This window comes from Mucilaginibacter sp. Mucisp86 (assembly GCF_047324315.1).
Classification (GTDB): Bacteria; Bacteroidota; Bacteroidia; order Sphingobacteriales; family Sphingobacteriaceae; genus Mucilaginibacter.
In genome coordinates, this window is record NZ_CP168503.1 from 640,673 (window position 1) to 657,598 (window position 16,926).

At 42.7% G+C, this 16,926-nt stretch carries 10 protein-coding genes; 3 read left to right on the plus strand and 7 right to left on the minus strand.

The features are described from left to right. Nucleotides 1-55: 55 nt before the first annotated feature. The 7 genes from ACEN9X_RS02745 to ACEN9X_RS02775 all read right to left on the minus strand — a co-directional run bounded on the left by ACEN9X_RS02745 (nucleotide 56) and on the right by ACEN9X_RS02775 (nucleotide 13,702). Nucleotides 56-1,183 carry an acyltransferase family protein gene (locus ACEN9X_RS02745; RefSeq protein WP_413668948.1) on the minus strand — a complete coding sequence of 376 codons (1,128 nt, stop codon included), beginning with the start codon at nucleotides 1,181-1,183 and terminating at the stop codon, nucleotides 56-58. Nucleotides 1,184-1,192: 9 nt separating this feature from the next. Next, nucleotides 1,193-4,150, minus strand: a complete 2,958-nt coding sequence (locus ACEN9X_RS02750; RefSeq protein ID WP_413668949.1) for a beta-galactosidase — start codon at nucleotides 4,148-4,150, stop codon at nucleotides 1,193-1,195. Nucleotides 4,151-4,373: 223 nt separating this feature from the next. After that, on the minus strand, nucleotides 4,374-6,572 hold the full coding sequence (locus ACEN9X_RS02755) for an alpha-N-acetylglucosaminidase (RefSeq protein ID WP_413668950.1): 2,199 nt from the start codon (nucleotides 6,570-6,572) through the stop codon (nucleotides 4,374-4,376). 81 nt (nucleotides 6,573-6,653) lie between these two features. After that, complete coding sequence (locus tag ACEN9X_RS02760) at nucleotides 6,654-8,132, minus strand: RagB/SusD family nutrient uptake outer membrane protein (RefSeq protein WP_413668951.1); 1,479 nt, start codon at nucleotides 8,130-8,132, stop codon at nucleotides 6,654-6,656. Nucleotides 8,133-8,139: 7 nt separating this feature from the next. Then, the gene (locus ACEN9X_RS02765; RefSeq protein WP_413668952.1) at nucleotides 8,140-11,511 is read right to left on the minus strand and encodes a TonB-dependent receptor; all 3,372 of its coding nucleotides are present in this window, start codon (nucleotides 11,509-11,511) and stop codon (nucleotides 8,140-8,142) included. Between the two features lie 195 nt (nucleotides 11,512-11,706). Beyond that, nucleotides 11,707-12,774, minus strand: a complete 1,068-nt coding sequence (locus ACEN9X_RS02770) for a FecR family protein (protein ID WP_413668953.1) — start codon at nucleotides 12,772-12,774, stop codon at nucleotides 11,707-11,709. Nucleotides 12,775-13,162: 388 nt separating this feature from the next. After that, complete coding sequence (locus tag ACEN9X_RS02775; RefSeq protein ID WP_413668954.1) at nucleotides 13,163-13,702, minus strand: RNA polymerase sigma-70 factor; 540 nt, start codon at nucleotides 13,700-13,702, stop codon at nucleotides 13,163-13,165. A 391-nt stretch (nucleotides 13,703-14,093) separates the two neighbouring features. Between ACEN9X_RS02775 and ACEN9X_RS02780 the strand changes: the two genes are divergently transcribed. The 3 genes from ACEN9X_RS02780 to ACEN9X_RS02790 all read left to right on the plus strand — a co-directional run bounded on the left by ACEN9X_RS02780 (nucleotide 14,094) and on the right by ACEN9X_RS02790 (nucleotide 16,884). Beyond that, nucleotides 14,094-15,116 carry a sensor histidine kinase gene (locus ACEN9X_RS02780; RefSeq protein WP_413668955.1) on the plus strand — a complete coding sequence of 341 codons (1,023 nt, stop codon included), beginning with the start codon at nucleotides 14,094-14,096 and terminating at the stop codon, nucleotides 15,114-15,116. Continuing rightward, a complete protein-coding gene (locus ACEN9X_RS02785; protein ID WP_413668956.1) occupies nucleotides 15,097-15,858 on the plus strand; it encodes a LytR/AlgR family response regulator transcription factor in 762 nt (253 codons plus the stop codon). The genes ACEN9X_RS02780 and ACEN9X_RS02785 overlap by 20 nt, the downstream gene beginning before the upstream one ends. Nucleotides 15,859-16,083: 225 nt before the next feature. Next, nucleotides 16,084-16,884 (plus strand): DUF1223 domain-containing protein, encoded by an 801-nt coding sequence (locus ACEN9X_RS02790; RefSeq protein WP_413668957.1) that lies wholly within the window; start codon nucleotides 16,084-16,086, stop codon nucleotides 16,882-16,884. The last annotated feature ends 42 nt before the right edge of the window (nucleotides 16,885-16,926 follow it).

Sequence of the window (16,926 nt, forward strand, 5' to 3'; positions counted from 1 at the left end):
TTCACTATCCGCTCTGTACAGTTAGAGACGCTATTATGCGTCTCTACAGTTATCATTATATCTTTATATAGATTTTCTTTTTATCAAGCACATATGCCACCAGCCAGCAAAGCATCATGTAGCAAAGTGCAAATACCAAGGTACCAAACGCGCCGGGGAATATCTTTTGGTAAAACACCTGGTTTATCCAGTCGTAAAAACTTAACTGGGGTTTAACCCAAATGGTTTGCAAAACGGTGAGCAGCAATTCTGACAACAGGTAAATAGCCAACGAATTTCGTCCGAAAATGAGGAAGAAATTTGTACCGCTCTTTATCTTTTTTATTTCGATAGCAAATACCATAAACCCCAACAACAAAAGATCGATACCTATCGTAAGCAACGTGAATGAGCTTGTCCACAGTTTTTTGGCCACAGGAAAAAACTGCGCCCAGAATAAGGAAACAGCGATCAATAGAACCCCGCACATGAACAACCTTGCAACCGATTCGTAATTTTTTCCTTTACGCTGAATGAACGCTCCGGCCAGGAAACCGCCAATGACATTCACAATGGCCGTCATGGTACTGAGCAAGCCCTCGGGGTCAAAAGCTATCGGGCCGCCTTTATCATGATATAAATGATCGTTACCCATCAGCACAATGTCCAATCGGGTGCCCGCGTTGCCAAGCATGGTATACTCTTTGCCCGGCTCGCCGCAAAATATCAGGAAAGCCCAGTAGCCCAGTAAAAGCATAGCTGAGATAATGATGGCCGTTTTTTGCGAGCAATAATGCACTATCAAAGCACCAAAAAAGTAGCATAATGCTATCCGCTGTAACACACCCATAATACGGGTATGGCTTAAAGGGTTAAATACCCAACTGCCCGTTTCACGATGGAAAAACGGGAACCAGTACATGAGGTAGCCCAGCAGGAAAATAATAACCGTGCGTTTAAATATCTTGCCTATAAAAGCAGCATCAGTTTCAAACTTTTTTTTGGAAAAACTAAGCGCATTACCTACAGCGAACAGGAACGACGGAAAAACCAGATCGGTAGGTGTAAAACCAATCCAGGGGGCATGATCAAGCGGCGACCATACGTTTGCCCCCGAACCGGGGGCATTAACGATGATCATGAAGCAAATGGTCATACCACGGAAAACATCAAGTGCGGTAAATCTTTCGGTTGTTGTAGCCATGCGCTGTTATTAATTAAGGGGTATTGAAATTTCGTTGATTGTTCTGCCTGCTGCCTCTTCGGCTACAATTCGGGTTTGGTTGATACTATTGCCATCTTCATCATAAACCACCAGCTGGTTTAAGCCTGTTTTAAGCCAGCACTCGGGGATGTAAAGGCTTTTCATATCCAGTTTTTCAGGGTATCTTCCTAAATTGTGTCCGTTAACCCAAACAGAGCCATGCCCCAAACCTTCAGGTTCAAAACGCCAGATAAAGATATTCCCTTTTGATGGTGGTAAGCTAAATGTTGTGCGATAAAAAACCGGCTCATTTTTCATTTGCATGGCTGCATCGGGTTTTGTCCAGCCGGTAGAGGCCAACACATCGCCGGGGCCACCTTTTAGTTGCCAGTTGGTTACGACTATGGCATCGCCCATAGCATTAATTTTTACAGGCTGATCGATACCTCCTTCATTCGAATAATTCTCGATAAAGACAGTAAGCTCAACCGGACGTTTTAATGTTTCGGCATCGGTAATATTTACTTCAAAAGGCTGGTTCCATCCGTCGTGATGCGCTACCTGTTTGCCATTAATAAATACGGTAGCATTTTCGTCAACACTTTTAAATAGCACCTGTATTTTAGCAGTACCGGCAAGCTGTTGCGGAATGATGGTATGGAACCACGCATAACCCTCTTTCAGGTTAAAAACATCATTGCCTATTTTATACTTTTTGTACACCGATGTATCAAATGCCGGCGGACCTTGCTTTACATCATCTTTTTTGTTGGCTTTGGCAAAATACCAGTCGCCAAGTTCAGAAATAAACGGCCCGCCTTTTTTGATAAGCGCATTGCCAAAAAGTCCTTTGCTATCCACCTCATCTATCGGGCCAAGGTAGGCAGCCAGTTTATCGCGGCCATCATGTGCGGCAAAAACAGCCAGGGTATGCTTTCCTTTTTTAAGATCGAGCGATAACTCATTATCGTTCAGCTTCCATTTGGCAGCAGGTTTACCATCAATAAAGGCTTGTCCCCGGCCGCCGCCTTTTACCTGCAGGGTATATTTTCCGTTTGAGGGTATGTTTAATGTAGTCCGGTACCAAGCATCGGCGGTAATATCGGCATCTGCACCCATAGGTTGCGGATCTTTTGATTTAAGCCAGGTGCTTGTATTTACGTTGGATGCCGCGCTAATGGCGGCGTTTTTATATTGCCAGTTTGATAAATTGTGAGTTTGCGGCTGATTGCCCTTTTTAGCATCGATATTAAAAGCGATCCCTTTACTATCGGTGTATAAAATTGCTTTCTGAATCGCGCTTTGCGTTAAAGGTGTTTCTAAGGTTATCTTAAAGTGTCCATTTTTAACCGATGTCTCACCAACATAGTTCAGCCCCGTTATAATGTAGTCTTTGCCCTCAATTTCGGTGATCCATGTTTTATCGGTTAGAGCACGGTTCATGGCCAACACCCTTATAGTTTCCGAGCCTGATTTAAAAGTATATTCAACCGGCTTTTCGGCTGTAGCAGGCATTTGCTCATCAATCAGTACATCATTGTTTTCAACTTTCACTGAAGTTGATGCTGACGTAGCTTTGGCTTTTGTATTAAAGCGAAGTAATAACGGATTACCTGCTTCTGCATCAACAATTATAGTTGTGGTGTTAGCTTGCTTTACAATGGCAAATACGCGGGTAAGCGCCCAATCAAGCGCAACTTCCTCATTCAATTTATAATTATGCACCAAAGGATAAATCTCTTTAGACTTCAAGTTGATCCTTTTGCCCGCAAGCAGATTTTCGGCACCATTGATATTTAATGATGCGCTTATTTTAGAAGTACCCGGATTATCTAAAAATATCAGAGCACCTGCTGGACTTGTGCGGGCGGATACTTTCAAAGCGGTATCCTTAGTTATGGCGCTGTAAGCAGTTGACGCATTCGTACTGTTCTCCAGCACATCCTGAAAACTGCGCGAAAACCAAGCAGCGCGTTTAAAGGCATAATAAATTGGCCGTAAATCGCCCGCCTGACCTATACCCGTACCATAATCGTACGAAGCTGCATCCTCATCATTATTGGTATAGCCAAAGTTTGAACCACCATGAGCCATGTAGTAGTTATAACCGTTACCGCCATGAGCGATAATTTTCCAGGTGCGCCTGTCATAAAGTTCAGCGTCGCCTGGCTTCGCGCCGTATTGCGAATACCAAACGGCCCAGAATTCGGTAGAAAACCATGGGTTTGGCCGTTTATCGTCATCAAGCTTACCATCACCTGCCGGATCGCTGGCGTGGTGTAACCCGCTGAAAAAATATGGCACCTGCATACCCATATCCAAGGCTTTTGCCTGCAGGTGTTTAAAATACCCATCGGGCATTACGGTTCCCCAGCCATTGGGATGTTCGTTTTCAAGCTGCACCAATATTACCGCACCACCTTTATTAATTTGCCTTTGAAATACTACGGGCAATAAATGGTCAAAAAAGCGGTCAACATATTGTTCAAATGGTTTATTGTCTTCCCGAACCCGCAGACCTTTTTTAAATTTAAGCCATATGGGGTAACCGCCGTTATCCCACTCAGCGCAATAGTATGGGCCAACGCGTACAATGGCGTATAAGCCAAGTTGTTTTACTATATCCAGGAATTTACCCAAATCATGGTCGCCGGTAAAGTTGAATTTGCCTTCCTGTTCTTCATGAAAATTCCAGATGGTATAGATCTCAATACAATTAAAGCCCGCCCGTTTTATCCTCAGGAGCCTATCGTACCAAAGCTCATGCGGTATACGGGCATACTCAAGTCCGGCTGATACAATGAACGTACGTTTACCATTCACCATAAAACCTTTGTTGTCAAAATCGATATAGGGCCTTGCAACAGCCGTAGCAGGGAAAATATGGTCGTTAGCACTTTGACTGTGTGCTGCAGTAAAGGCGCTTAATAGTATGATAAATGTTAATATAGAATAGCGTATTCTCATAAGTTATTTTACGATCCTGTCATTTCGGTAAAATCCAGACTTACGAAATTTTAACAACTTCGTAAGTCTTCAACAGCTTATTTCCTATTGTCATTTCGACGAACTTGCGGTGGCCTTCGCCCGGCAAGAGGAGAAATCTTATACACCTTGCAAGGCCAAAATGACCAGGGCGTATAAGATTTCTCCTCGTTCCTCGTCGAAATGACATTTTGCTTTTATTGAGTTAATGCGTTGCTAAAATCACCGAATTATACTTCACATACAATTGCTTCGATTTTTCAACGGCGTCACCTTTAGCAGCATCAGTGTAGGCATTGTCATGCTTGTTCACCCACTGCCATTCCCAGTCTTTCACCTGCTTGTCAAAAGCATCGGCATTGAAGTCGGTTTTAGCCGATAATGACTTATCCAGCAGACCAAAGTACAGTGCCCAGCGTGGTTTGTAATAACCTTTGATTAAACCTGCCCATTGACGGTTTGAATACTCTCTTAAACCGCTTTCCTTATCGCCCCAAAGGGTAACCAGGTCGCGGGCGTTGAATTCGTACAGGTTTTTCTCTTTGTCGGTTATACCATTAGCCCTTGCTTCGTTGATCCATTTGCCTAACAGGAAATCTTTTCGGGTACTTAGCAGGGCATCCATATCGTCCATTAGCTCCAGGAACTGACCGCTGTATAATTTAAACTGCTGCTGATCTTTATTTTGATAAGCCTGTGCCATTTTCTGTTGCAACGGACTCGCATAATTAGCCAATACCTGACGGGTTACATCAACCAGATCATACTGAAAACCATCACTTTGTTTCAGGCTATCGGCAGCATTTATAAGCAAGCCCCAGGCTTTAACCAATTGTATCGGATCGTAATCCAATTTGGTTAATACCCTATCAATATATTTTTTCATTGTTGGTCTTGCCACAATAATTGACTCCGGGCCCCCTTCAGTTAAGCCTCCCGAATAAACCGAATTTAACAGGATATGCCATGCCTCATTTGCCTGGCCGTTAACCTGACCGTAACGGCGTTGAGCATAGTTCGCAACCCAGGCATCGGCATCAATCGGGGTATCGCGCCAAACGTTTTCAAGCATCAGTGCAAATAGTGCGGGGTTTTGTTCAATACCTTCGGGGGTAACACCAATGCCACGCATATTTTTTGATTCGGGATCATGCAGGGCAATGGCCGGGTCGGCAGCTACATGGCGCATACGGCCAAAAAGACTGATGTTACCGCCAAAGTTTTGCAGCATGCTCCAGATCCAGGGCTTGCCATAGTATGCTTCGGTACGGTTCCAAACCGGGTGGGCATCGCTATACAGATCAAGCACAATCATTTGCTCGTTAGGTACCGCGTTAAGCAAAGCTTTGATCTGTTGCGGCTGCCAGAATTTGTTATTGTAGTGAAACATCCAGCCCTGCATTACCCAGATTGCTTTTGGATCGGCGGCAGCCATAGAGTTAAACACCTTTTTGCTCATGCCATCCAAATAGGTGGAATCGTTGGTTGGCGGCACATTTTCGTTAAAAGTATCGGCCGAGTACAGGTGGTCGGTACCAAACTCTTTGGTTTGTGCTTCTATATATTTTTTGCCGATGGTTTCAAACATCGGATCGTCGGGATCAAGTATAAAAACATCGGGAAACCCGGCATCCCAGTTGGTTCTTTTAACCTTAGCACCGGGGAATTTATCTTTAAACGATGGCGGCACATGGCCGGTGAATGACGACAGAACAGGCGTCATCCCAAAAGAGCGCTCACGCTCTAAAATCTTTTTTTGCAATGCTTTGTGCGAGTCCATCCAATGCTGCGGCAGCGGGCCACCCCATGCATCAATATTCCCCATCCAAAACCATGAAAAATAAGCAGGGCCGCTAAAAAACTCATCCAGTTGTTTATCGGTAAAGCCCATGTCTTTGTAAACGGTTTGCCAAACAGCTTCTTCGCCGGTTATAGCCAGCGGCATGTTGATGCCATTCAGGGCCATCCAGTCAATTTCTTTTTGCCAGCGGTCCCAATCCCACCAGGCCATGGTGTAGTTAAACGTGCAGTAATTTAAATAGTAGCGATATTGATAAGGTGTAGTTTTATGGATAAGCCCTTTAACAGCAGGCAGGGTTGCCGGCAAGTTAAGATTGGTGCCATTCCAGCCGATATCACAAAAACAATAATTTTTAAGATAGTAGTTTAATGCCGATGCTATTGACAGACCGTTATTACCCCTGAGCACAATTTTACCATTACGGCTTTCCAGCTCAAATACATCTTTACCGTTCTGCTGGGGGATAGACTCAATAGTAAATAAATTACTCTTGCCGGGAATTACCCTTTCAATAAAATCATAGGAAGTTTTCTGATCAACCTGGGCACCGGCTTTAAAGCCAAATGCGATAATAGCTGCTACAACAAGTAAACACTTTCTCATCAATAGATAGTTAAACGCCGGCAATTACCGGAAATAAATACCGGCAACAGGAGGTGCTCCCCTGCCGCCGGTATATGGTTATTATTTAAAATTAGGGTTTTGTACTAATACGCCTTTACTTTTATCAATCTCAACCTGAGGAATTGGGAAATAATAGTTTTTAGGGCGTACAAAGGTTACTGTTTTATTTTGATCAAGCGGGGCTTTGGAAACAGCAAGGTTATAAATAGCTGCTATATCAACTATGTTCTTTTTGTCCCAGCGCATCAAATCCTGGTGACGTTGGTCTTCACCAGCCAGCTCAACACGGCGCTCGTGGATCAGCTCTTTCATGCCAGCTCCCGAAACCGGTTTTAATGAAGCTGAGGCCCGGTGCCTGATCTGGTTGATCAGTGCATCTCCGGCACCTGCCCCCTGTGTACGGATCAATGCTTCGGCAACTAACAGGTAAATATCAGCCGAACGCATTAAAGGCACTGCATAACTATGGTCAACACCACCACCATCTGCCTGGGTATTAAACACAGCGTACTTTTTAAAGGCAAAACCGGTAGCCGAAAGATCGGCAGTAAAGGTTGTTAAACCGTTACCATCGCCCAGATCAACTTTATCGCCAACGCTTAACAATGTTGCAGCTTTACGCGGATCACCCGCTTCAAACTCATTGGCAAGGCCCTGTAATGGCTGGCTAAAACCATAACCTCCCCATGGACGCGGAATGTAATAAACGGTAAAGTCGTTTTGAACCACATTTTGTACGGCCTGGATTGAGAAAAGCATTTCAGTACTGTTTTCATTTGCGCGGGTAAAATTATCAGTATAATTAGGCGCAAGTGCATAAGCCGGATTGGAGATCACCTTTTGGCCGGTTGCTATGGCTTCAGGCAATTTTTCCCAGTACATATAAAGCTTGGTTAATAAGCCCAATGCTGTTCCTTTGCTCACGCGGCCACGATCCGCAGCGCCGTAGCTTTCAGGCAGCAAATCAACTGCCTTTAACAAATCGGATTCTATTTGTTTACGAACTTCTTCTATGGGCGATTTTGGAACATTGAAATTCAAGGAGGTATAATCAGCTTCAGTAATGATAGGCACATCACCGTGGATGATCATCAAACGCCAGTAGCCAAAAGCCCTTAAAAAATAAGCCTCACCCATGCTGCGGTTTTTAACATCGGCAGATATAGCAGTTATTTTCGGGATATTGATGATGCAGTTAGTAGCGCGGTTAATTTCCTCATAGCGCCATTTCCATGGGTAACGGATAGCTGCGTTTGATGCGTCGTAGGTTAAGTTTTCGATAGCCTCGTCCTCACCATGGTCGCCCGAGCGCCAGTAATCATCAGATGGGGTATCAAATGTTGACTCGGCATGCCCTATATAATCCTCCTCCGGTAAAATACTGTAAATACCGGTTATCGCGTTAACAGCATCAACCTCGTTGCGGAAATAGTTGGTTGAGCTGTAAACACCCTGCTGCTTTAAATCAAGTGCTTTTTTACAGCCGCTGCCCATCAGGGCCAATGACACAAGCGTATATATTAGTTTGTTTGATTTCATGATGATGTTATAATTTAACTGTTACACCAAATGTTATTGTCCTTGTCGACGGATATTGAGCTACGTCAACCCCTCTTTGCAAATTGCCGTTAGTATAACCCAGCTCAGGCGTGTAACCTTTGTAGCCGGTTATGAAAAACACATTTTGACCGGATGCATATAACTTTATACTTTTTAATGTGGCTTTTTTAGCCCAGCTCACAGGAAGCGTATAACCTAAAGTGACATTTTTAAGGCTTACATAGCTTCCGTTTTCAACAAACATATCAGATGTGCGGTAGTTATCATTAGCACGGTCAAGCGATAAACGAGGGATAGTGTTACTGGTACCCGGTCCCGTCCAACGGCCTAAAGTTTCGGCATAAAGGTTAAACGGATAAGTTGGGTCGATACCCTGCATCCTGTCGGCATTATAAAGACTCACGCCAAATACCCCGGTAAAGTTTGCCGATAGATCAAAGCCCTTGTATGATATATTACCTTGTAAACCGGCAGTAACCTTAGGATTAGGATTGCCCAGATTGGTACGGTCGTTACCATCAATTAAACCATCACCATTCAGGTCAAGGAAACGCACATCTCCCGGTCTGATACTCGCTTTACGAGGGTCGTTTTTGAGCGACGGATCATTATCAATGTCGGCTTGTGTTTGGTATAAACCGTTGGTTTTCCAGCCGTAAAATGAAGCTATCGGCTGACCTTCATAAGTGCGGGAAATTTCCTGGCTCGAGCGGCCATATACTGTTGAGCCAACAAAGGTACCTTCGCCGTTTAATTTGGTTACCTTGTTTTTGATATACGAGGCGTTAGCGCCAATAGTATATTTTACTTTATCGTTACCGCCATGGTAATTAACTTCAAACTCAACACCCTTGTTGTTCATGGTGCCGATGTTTTGGTTAGGGATATTTACCGAACCGGCCGCACCTACAACAGGCGGCGATAAAAGCATATCCTTGGTGTTTTTATTGAACCAGGTTAACGTGGTGGTTAACTGATTGTTTAAAAAACCTGCATCCAGGCTAATGTTAGTCATGGCTGTACGCTCCCAGGTAATATCCGGGTTGGCAAGACTGTAAACTGCCGCACCGGTATAACCAGTGCCACCAAAGGTATAACCATTATTTTCATAGGTGCTGCCTAACCTTATTAAGCTGGTGTATTGGAATGTACCGATGTTTTGGTTACCAAGCTCGCCATAACCGCCTGTTAGTTTCAGGTTGCTTATCCAACTTATGTTTTTGATAAACTGCTCGTTAGATAACCTCCAGCCCAAAGAGAATGCCGGGAAGTAACCCCATCTTTTTGATGGCGCAAATTTAGATGATCCGTCTGCACGGAAAGTAACAGTAGCCAGGAAGCGGCCATCGTAGTCATAAAACAACCTGCCAAAGCCCGATTGTAATGACGATTCATCAGGCACCACACTTGAGTTAAACTGACTGTTGCCCAAGCTAAGTACACGCTGATCCTGTGAGGTATCGTCATACCCTACCCGCCATGCGTTAAAACCATAAGTTTTAAAATTTTGGTATGAGTAACCACCGGTAAAGGTAACGTGACTTTTCCCAAATACCTTATCATAAGTCAGGAATGATTCTAATAATTGCGATGACAACTCGCCCTCGTTTTGGGTTAGCTGCGAGGTAGTGTTTTGCCTGGCCTGGTTAACATCAGCAATATTGAAGTTATACGCACGGTTTAAAGTACCATCATACGCATAGTTTACACGGAGTTTTAGCTCTTTTAAAAACGTTATCTCAGCAAAGGCATTTGCCAGGGCACGGTATTTTTTATTAAACCTGTCTGCCTCCTGAATGGTAGCATAAGGACTGTTTATATCACCTAACTGGTTAGCAAACGCCTTTGAAGTACCGTATGTTCCATCCGGATTAACCAACGGAATGGCAGGGTTAAAGCGTAAAGCCGAAAAAATCAAACCTGTTTGGGAGTTATTATTATCGAATCCAACATTATTGGCATAATTTAACTGGAGATTTTCGCCCAATTTTAACCATTCGGTTACCTTATGCTCTGAGTTAAAGCGGGTGCTAAAGCGTTCAAAATTAGTTTTGGCAATGATACCATCTTCATTGTAAACCGAGGTAGACCAACTGTATGCAGATACCTCGTTACCGCCATTTAAACTCACATCCCCACTGGTTACATGACCTGTTTTCATAATGGCACGCTGCCAATCGGTGCGTTGAGTAGCGTAATAGCTGTCGTTCCAGGGCGCATCAATAGCAACACCATCATTGGTATAGCGCTCCCTTTTCAATGTATACAAATCGGGGGCAGTTAACAGTTTGAGGTATTTAGTGGTATTAGAGAAACCGTTGTAAAAATTAACGGTGGTAACCAATTTTTGATTGTATGTGCCTTTTTTAGTGGTAACCAACACAACGCCATTGGCAGCACGTGTACCGTAAATAGCAGCTGCCGATGCATCTTTCAAGATATCAACCGAAGCAATATCGTTCGGATTAATATCACTCAAGGCATCCGGATTACTGGTAGGTACACCATCAACAACAACAAGTGGGTTGGCATCGTTTAACGTACCGGTACCGCGGATACGGATACTTGAAGCAGCACCCGGCGAGCCATCGTTGCGCACAATGTTTACACCAGCTGCGCGGCCATCCAGGGCCTGGGTTGCTGAAGCTACAGGAAGATTTTGAAGATCAGCACCTTTTACACTTGCTACAGAGCCGGTAACATCGATCTTTTTAGTGGTACCATAACCAACAACCACAACTTCGGTCAAGGCAGATGGCAGGGCCGTCAAGGTTATATTTAAAGTTTGGCTTCCGGTTATGGTAACCACCTTTTTTTCAAACCCGATATAAGAGATTTCCAACACTCCGTTTATAGGGGCATCAATACTGAAATTTCCATTCGCATCGGTGGTAGTACCCTGGTTGGTACCCTGCAGGCGAATGTTAACTCCAATAAGTGGCTCGCCTTTGGCATCAACAACCTTACCCTTTACAAGGGCTATACTTTTGGTTTCTTCCTGGTTAGCAATGATCACTACATGGTCATCATTCATCTTATAAGAAAGCTTATCATCAATGATGGCTGCAAGCAATTCATCAATGGTTGCATCTTTTACGTCAAGGTCAACCTTGCCCAGCTTTTTGATGGAAGCATAGTTATAGAAGAAGCGGTAATCGCTTTGTTTCTGAATTTTTGTAAGGATACTGCTTACTTCGGCCTGCTTTAAGCTAAGCGTAAATTTCTGCTGTGAGTACACTTTTGCAGAAACTTGTACGCAGGTAGCCAGGACAAATAAAAATACTGCTTTCATCAGCAAAATAACTTTGAGACATACGGGGGCGCCACGAAGCGGGAACACCCTTCTTGTTTTTTTCATTACATTTGTTTTGAAAATAAATGGATGGAGCAAGTGCTGTTTTACAATTGCTTACTCCGTTAATAAAATCCTATTTGTTTGCGGGGAGGAGTGGCAGCTCTTCCCTTGTTTACTTGCGGATGTTCAGGAATCTGATAGGTAAGTTTTCAATATCATAAGCTGTTGGTTAATGGGTTAGTTAGTTTATTTTGATTTCTATTTTTCTTTTTTTGACAGGTAAACCGTTTGCCCATCCACTCTGAATTTGAATGGTGTAGTCAATTCTATAATGCCCAAAGCCTCCTTCAATGTTTCCTTATCAAGCAAACCGCTAATTTGCTCGGTGCGGAGCGCCTGATCTTCAAATACAACCTGCACGTTATATTTGCGTTCAATTTGCGCGGCCACATCTTCAAACATCTCGTTGGTGAACAGAATCCGGTTATCAACCCAGGCTGTTTCTTTTACTTCATCAGGTTTAACATCCGGCAATTCGGTTACCTGGTATTCAATCTTTCCCTCTTTAGGCTTTACACTTTTTGGCTCCCGGTTATTAATAACAATCAGCTTTTCGTTAGGCAACAGAATGATCCTTTTCTCGGGATTATTTTTTAGTTCAACCTGTACTTTGCCTCTTAACAAAGTAGTTTCAACGGTTTTATCGTTATTGTAGGCTTTTACGTTAAAAACAGTTCCCAATACCTTTACAACAAGCCTGGCAGTATGTACCAGAAAAGGTTTCTTGGCATTTTTAGTTACCTCAAAAAAACCTTCGCCGGTAAGGCTTACATCCCGGCTGTTTTTTTCAAAAGCCTCGGGGTATGAAAAAGTACTGCCTGCATTAAGGGTAACCTGTGTTCCGTCGGGCAATTTGAGCTTTTCGGTTTTGCCGTAAGGCACATGAATTTCATGTAATATATTTTCGGCAATCAGGCCATCCTGTTGCTCCATTTTTTTATAAAACAAGGCCCCGGCAGCAATAAACACCAATATGGCTGCTGCAACCCATTGCCACCTGAACATTGGTTTTATCCTGGTGTCATCCGCCGAATTTTCGCCTGAACTTTTAATCCTGTTCCAGATCTCTTCCAGGCTTCCGTTAACATCTTCAGGCTTTACTTCCGCCTGTTCGGGATCATTTCCTTTTAAGGCATTGGTAACCTGGTATGTTTTTTTATAATTAGGAAATTGTTCAAGAAACATGTCGAGTTCGGCCAACTCTTCAGCACTGGCTGTTTTGCCCATGCTTTTGGCCATCAACTCAATAAACCTGGATTTGCTCATAGTAATACGGTATTCTGCATTAAGGACACAGCTACTCCAGGTTTTTCCTAAAAGAAATTAAAATATTTTTTAAGGGGGAGATTACATCATGTCATTTACCTTGCGCTCGTTTGCAACAAGCGCTTAATATGGTTTGGCGATTGTATCGCCTTTGCGTTATAAACGCAAACCCGGGTACGCACTCGTTGCAAACGAGCGCGAGTTTAAGAAAACTTGTACATCCGGCTCTAAACTATGTAAAGCTACTCTACAGGGCGTATAAGATTTCTCTTTCGCTCCCATGCTTAGGCCTACTCCGCTCTATCTAAATGACAATTTTTCATTTAAAACTTATGGGTACACGGTAGGTAGCAAAACGGGCGCGAGGTAGACAATTACCTTTTAGCTTTTACTTATTCCCAAGCGCCTCATCCAGTTTCTTCAGCGCAATAGCCAATTGGGCGAATACCGTTTTATTAGAAAGTCCAAGAATATCTGCCACTTCATTGCAGGAAAGGTCGTCTTCTTTAACCATTTTAAAAATGAGTTTACAACGCGGAGGCAAACTGTTTACGGCGTTTAAAACTCCGGCTTGCAACTCTTTACTAATAAGCAGCTGCGATGGATCAACCGATAAATGAAAATAATAGCTTTCGGCAAGCCGGGCATCCCGGTTTCGTTTCGAAGTGTTACTTCGGATGTGATTGAGGCAGGCATTTTTTATCGCCACATAAAAGTATACCTTAGGGTTTGAGATCTTATCCAACTTATGGCGGCCAGTCCAGATATTTACAAAAAGGTCGTTGATGATCTCCTCGCAAGCTTCCTTATCGCCCAAAAAGGACCAGGCGAACTGATTAAGGTTTTTGATCAGCAGCTTGTATAGTTCATTAAAGGCAGATTCATCATTGTTGTAATGGATAGAATCTATAAGTTCTTTAATCTCCAATGTTGAGCGGCTTGCTTTTAACGGGAACAGTTAACTGAAATAATGTACAATTTTAAGTAAAAAATCTTGATCAGAAGTATTTTAGGTTGATGGATTTATTCATCGGTTAAAACCATTGTCTGTAAGTCTTCTGCTGTTTGCATATCAGAAATATTCGCGGCTTAAAATGTCTGATTCAGGCGATAAAATGTCCATTTGTCCCATAAACCTCTATTTTTATATTAAAACCTGTTATATATTGGCAGCAAACGGAAATAATTGGGGCGTTTAGTCAAAACAAACTAAAGTTTCGTGTGGCTTTTAGTAACGCAACAACAGATTTAAGCCACAGGCCATAATTAACTTTATATTTGCCCGGCAACCATTTTATTTCCGCAAATCTTTGCAATAAATGAAAGACACAACATTTAAAATCTCTTCCGGAATAATATGGAGCAGTTCAATTTTCCTTGGTCTGCTGGCCTCCGTTCCTCAAATAGCCGAACGGCATTTTAAACCCGCCGAAGCAGCAGTTAACTCAGGAGTTACCGCTGCGTTTTCACTGTTTGTATGGTATTATAATATTTATACGCTGCCGCAGCCGTCTAACAATAAACAAATAAACAAAAGCATTTCTTATTCCAGGCTGCTTACCACATTGGTGATAGGTATGGGCGTGATGCTGGCTTTAGCCTACATACAGCAACTTATTTTAACGCATTTAAATTTCGGCCCCGTGATGCTGATGATTGAGGTAAGGGGCATCCTGATCAACCTGGTATTTTATATGCTGATAAACCTGCTTTACCAAAACTATCAAAACCAGCAGGTTAGCGTTGAGTTGGAATGCATAAAAGCCGATAACCTTGGCGCACAATACGAACTGCTTAAACAACAGATTAACCCGCACTTCCTGTTCAACAGCCTTAATACCCTGAAAGCCATGGTTGAAACCGGCGACCAAAACTCGGTAGATTTTATACTTAAGCTTTCTAATTTTTATCGTTTTACCCTGGAGAGCCGAAAATTAGACCTTGTTCATTTATCGGACGAGCTGGATATAGTGGATGCTTATAACTTTTTACTTAAAGCCCGGTTTGAGGATGGTTTCATTTTCACCAATACTATTGATGATCAATATCGCGGTACACTGATCCCACCGTTTACATTGCAACTGCTGATAGAGAACTGTATTAAACATAACGTAGTATCGTTGGACCATCCTCTGCACATTAAGCTATATGCTGAGGGCGACAACATTGTTATGGAAAATGAGATAAAACCCAAACGCTTTGAAGAACCATCAACAGGTGTTGGCCTCAGGAATATCAATTTGCGTTATGATCACCTGCTTGATAAACAAATAGAGATCATTGCTGAGGATAAAATATTCAAAGTTAAACTACCTATTATTCATGAACATTATCATCATTGAAGACGAACTAAAGGCGGCCCGTTCGCTTGAAAGTATCATATTAGAGTTAAGGCCGCACTCAAAAATTGTTGCCAAACTGCAGAGTATTGAAAGTTCGGTTGCCTATCTTTCTGAAAACAGGCAGCCCGATCTTATTTTTATGGATATCCAGCTTTCGGACGGTTTGTGTTTTGAGATCTTTAAATCGGTAAAAGTATCATGCCCTATTATTTTTTGTACCGCTTTTGATGAATACTCGTTGGAGGCCTTTAAAGCCAACAGCGTCGATTATGTGCTCAAACCCTTCTCCAAAGCAGATATTGCCGATGCTTTTAAAAAGGTAGATGAGCTTCGGAATTTCTTTCAGCAGGGTTCAGCGCCTGATATCAGCAGCCTGTTATCGCAGGTTACACCTCCTGCCGGTAAAAAAAGCTTCCTGGTATTTAAAAACAATAAGTATATCACCATAGCTTCCAACAACATAGCGTTCTTCTACATTCGTAACGAACTGTCAACCATTATGACTTTTGACCAGCAGGAGTATGTTGTTAACCAATCGCTTGATCAGATCAGCGGTCAGCTTTCACAGGAACAGTTTTTTAGGCTGAACAGACAATACATTGTGAACTTCAGTGCGATAAAAGAAGTTGAACATTATTTTATGCGCAAACTGTTTGTGAAACTGACAATTCCTACTCCCGAAAAATTACTCATCAATAAAGAAAAAGCGCCGGTATTTTTAAGCTGGCTCGAGAACAGGTAGTGCTAGGTCTTAAGTTCTAAGTCTGAAGTCATAAGTTCTAAGTAGAAAGTAAAAATGACTTCTAACTTGAGATTAAAGACTCCCGACTGACTCAATACTTAGTACTTAAGACTTTCGACTTAATAAACGCCCAACTGAACTATCAATATGTCCGGTTGGGCTTTTTTATGCTGTTTTAGTGCCTATTTCAAGGCTAATTTTGATATACATTAAAAATCGAAAGATATGAAAACGTTAAAAATTTTAAGCTTTTGCGTTGGTGCGGTAGCACTGGCGCTTGCTACTGCCGCATATGCCGCCCGTAAAATAGATTCAGTTAAAACTGTAAGCGCCGATACTCCTGGTAAAGGTTTTGCCCTGGTTGAATTGTTTACCTCAGAGGGGTGTTCAAGCTGCCCGCCGGCCGATGAATTGTTGGCCCGGATCCAAAAAGAGTCGCAGGATAAACCTGTTTACATATTAGCTTATCATGTTGATTACTGGAATAGCCTTGGCTGGAAAGATGTATTCAGCAATGCTATGTTTTCAAAACGCCAGCGGGAATACAGCGCTTATTTAAATGCCCAGGTTTATACCCCGCAGGTTGTTGTTAACGGCAAAACCGAATTGGTAGGTTCGGATGAGCCTGTACTTCGCGAGGCTATTTCCAGCGCTTTAACAACTGCCCAAACCGCACAAGTTTCTCTTCAGGCGCAACAAAATGGTGATAAGCTAACTGTAAACTATGAGTTATCCGGTAATACTGATAACCGAAATCTGCTGATAGCTATCGTTCAAAAATCGACCATTAGCAAAGTTGCCAAAGGTGAAAACGAAGGCAGAACTTTATCCCACACCCAGATAGTTCGCGATCTAAAAACAGTCGTCTTAAACCAGGCAAAGAAAGGTGAAACCGTCATCAACTTACCTAAAGAGTTTACTCCGCAAGGCTGGGAAGTTATTGGGTTTATTCAGGACAAAGCCAAAGGCGAAGTTTTAACCGCAACAAAAGCTGTTTTAGCTGGTGAAGTAGTAACAAAAATATAAAAGTTCAGCAATTACCCTTCTGATCACAAAAATCGTTTTAAC

Excerpts from the sequence above, each read along its gene's own strand:
- ACEN9X_RS02765 (WP_413668952.1), bottom strand. The coding sequence starts at position 11,511 with ATGAAAAAAACAAGAAGGGTGTTCCCGCTTCGTGGCGCCCCCGTATGT.
- ACEN9X_RS02745 (WP_413668948.1), bottom strand. The coding sequence starts at position 1,183 with ATGGCTACAACAACCGAAAGATTTACCGCACTTGATGTTTTCCGTGGT.
- ACEN9X_RS02750 (WP_413668949.1), bottom strand. The coding sequence starts at position 4,150 with ATGAGAATACGCTATTCTATATTAACATTTATCATACTATTAAGCGCC.
- ACEN9X_RS02780 (WP_413668955.1), top strand. The coding sequence starts at position 14,094 with ATGAAAGACACAACATTTAAAATCTCTTCCGGAATAATATGGAGCAGT.
- ACEN9X_RS02790 (WP_413668957.1), top strand. The coding sequence starts at position 16,084 with ATGAAAACGTTAAAAATTTTAAGCTTTTGCGTTGGTGCGGTAGCACTG.
- ACEN9X_RS02785 (WP_413668956.1), top strand. The coding sequence starts at position 15,097 with ATGAACATTATCATCATTGAAGACGAACTAAAGGCGGCCCGTTCGCTT.
- ACEN9X_RS02755 (WP_413668950.1), bottom strand. The coding sequence starts at position 6,572 with ATGAGAAAGTGTTTACTTGTTGTAGCAGCTATTATCGCATTTGGCTTT.
- ACEN9X_RS02760 (WP_413668951.1), bottom strand. The coding sequence starts at position 8,132 with ATGAAATCAAACAAACTAATATATACGCTTGTGTCATTGGCCCTGATG.
- ACEN9X_RS02770 (WP_413668953.1), bottom strand. The coding sequence starts at position 12,774 with ATGAGCAAATCCAGGTTTATTGAGTTGATGGCCAAAAGCATGGGCAAA.